The 1992-nt window shown below is 67.0% G+C and carries 1 protein-coding gene and 1 pseudogene; both read left to right on the forward strand.

Annotation, left to right across the window (positions count from 1 at the left end; genetic code table 11):
- Positions 1-44: 44 nt before the first annotated feature.
- The gene (locus tag EOA60_RS30705) at positions 45-1556 is read left to right on the forward strand and encodes an ABC transporter ATP-binding protein (protein ID WP_095826247.1); all 1512 of its coding nucleotides are present in this window, start codon (positions 45-47) and stop codon (positions 1554-1556) included.
- Positions 1557-1586: 30 nt separating this feature from the next.
- Positions 1587-1992: pseudogene (locus tag EOA60_RS30710) on the forward strand (ABC transporter permease); the annotation flags it as partial.

Raw genomic sequence — 1992 nt, forward strand, 5'->3', positions numbered from 1 at the left:
GCAGGCCACCCTCCCCTCGAGGGGGAGGGATATTAGGAGCATCCTTGCCCGTCCCACTGATCGAAATGCGCGGCATCACCAAGAGCTTCGGCGCCGTCAAGGCGAACGAGGGCGTGGATCTCAGCGTCGCCCCCGGCGAGATCCTTGGCCTGCTCGGCGAGAACGGCGCCGGCAAGACGACGCTCATGAACGTGCTGTTCGGCGCTTATGCGCCGGATGCGGGCGAGATCCTGGTCGAGGGCAGGCCGGTCGCCATCCAAAATTCGGCCGATGCACTCGCGGCCGGCATCGGCATGGTGCATCAGCATTTTCATCTGGCGCCGCGGCTGACGGTGCTGGAAAACCTCTTGATCGGCATTGCCGGCAAGTCCGGCCGCATCGACCGCACGGGCGGGCTGGCGCGGCTGAAGGAGATCGGTCGCCAACATGGCTTGCATCTCGATCCCGGCCTGCCGGTCTCGGCGCTCTCGATCGGCGAGCAGCAGCGGCTGGAAATCATCAAGGCGCTCTTTCGCGGCGCCAGGCTCCTGATCCTCGACGAGCCGACGGCGGTGCTGGCGCCCAGCGAGGTCGATGGCCTCTTCGCCGCGCTGCGCTCGATGGCGGCGCAAGCGCTCGGCATCATCTTCATCTCGCACAAGCTCAACGAAGTCAGGGCGCTCACCCATCGCTGCGTCGTGCTCCGGCATGGCAAGGTCGCCGGCCGGGTCGATTATCCGGCAGGAACCACCTCGGCCGAGATGGCCAAGCTGATGTGCGGCCACGAAATCATGCCGCCGATCAAGGAGGTTTCGACGCCGGGCGCGCCCGTGCTGACGCTCGACGGCATCTCCACCTCAAGCCATGGCGGCACGCCGCTGCGCGAGGTCTCGCTCTTCGTCCGCGCCGGTGAGATCCTCGGCGTTGCCGGCGTCTCCGGCAATGGCCAGCGGGCGCTGGCTGATGTGATCTCCGGCATGCTGTCGCCGAGTGCCGGTTCGATGACGATAGCCGGCAAAGCAGTTGCGCAATTTTCGCCGCGCGAGCTGCAGGCGCTCGGCCTTGGCCGCATTCCGGAGGACCGGATGACGACCGGGCTGGTCACCAACCTGCCTTTAGCCGACTCCATGGTGCTGCCCCGCATCGGCACCGAGGCCTTCAGCCGCATGGGGCTGCTCGATCCGGTGGCGATCCGCGCCTTCGCCGAAGCGCAGATCAAGGCCTATGACATACGCTGTCCCGGGCCCATGACGCGCGCCGGCGCGCTTTCCGGCGGCAATCTGCAGAAGGCGCTTTTGGCGCGCGAGCTCGCCTTCGACCCGAAGGTGCTGATCGTTTCGCAGCCGACGCGCGGCCTCGACATCGGCGCTGCACGGTTCATCCACGAAAAATTCCTGGCCATGCGGGCGAAGGGTTGCGGGATCATCGTGATTGGCGAGGATCTCGAGGAATTGCTGATGCTCTGCGACCGCATCACGGTGATGTATGAGGGTCGCATCGCCGGCACGCTTTCCGGCCCGGAGGCCACCGTCGCGAGGCTTGGGCTGCTGATGACCGGCGCGGAGGGGAGGGCGTAGAGCTATGGAATTGCCTCGGGAGCACGCCTGATGTTCCGTCTCGAAGTCCGCAGCTCGACGCCGGCCTGGTTCAATCTCGCACTGCCGCTACTCGCCATCGCCGTCGCGCTGGTTTTGTGCAGCGGTCTCATCGCCGTCGCCGGCGCCGGTGTCATCGAGGCCTATGGCGTGATGCTCTCGGCCTCGCTCGGCGACAGCTACGCAATCACCGAGACGCTGGTGCGCGCCGCGCCGATGATCTTCACCGGCCTTGCTGTGGCGATCGCCTTCCGCGCCAAATTCTGGAACATCGGGGCCGAAGGCCAGCTGCTGGCCGGCGCGGTTGCGAGTTGTGCCGTAGGCGCCATCCCGATGCCGGGACCGCTCGCCATCCTGCTGATGGCGCTGGCCGGCGCGGCGGCCAGCGCCATCAGCAGGATGGCGAGCGGTCCCGGCA

This window comes from Mesorhizobium sp. M1A.F.Ca.IN.020.06.1.1 (assembly GCF_004023265.1).
GTDB lineage: Bacteria > Pseudomonadota > Alphaproteobacteria > Rhizobiales > Rhizobiaceae > Mesorhizobium.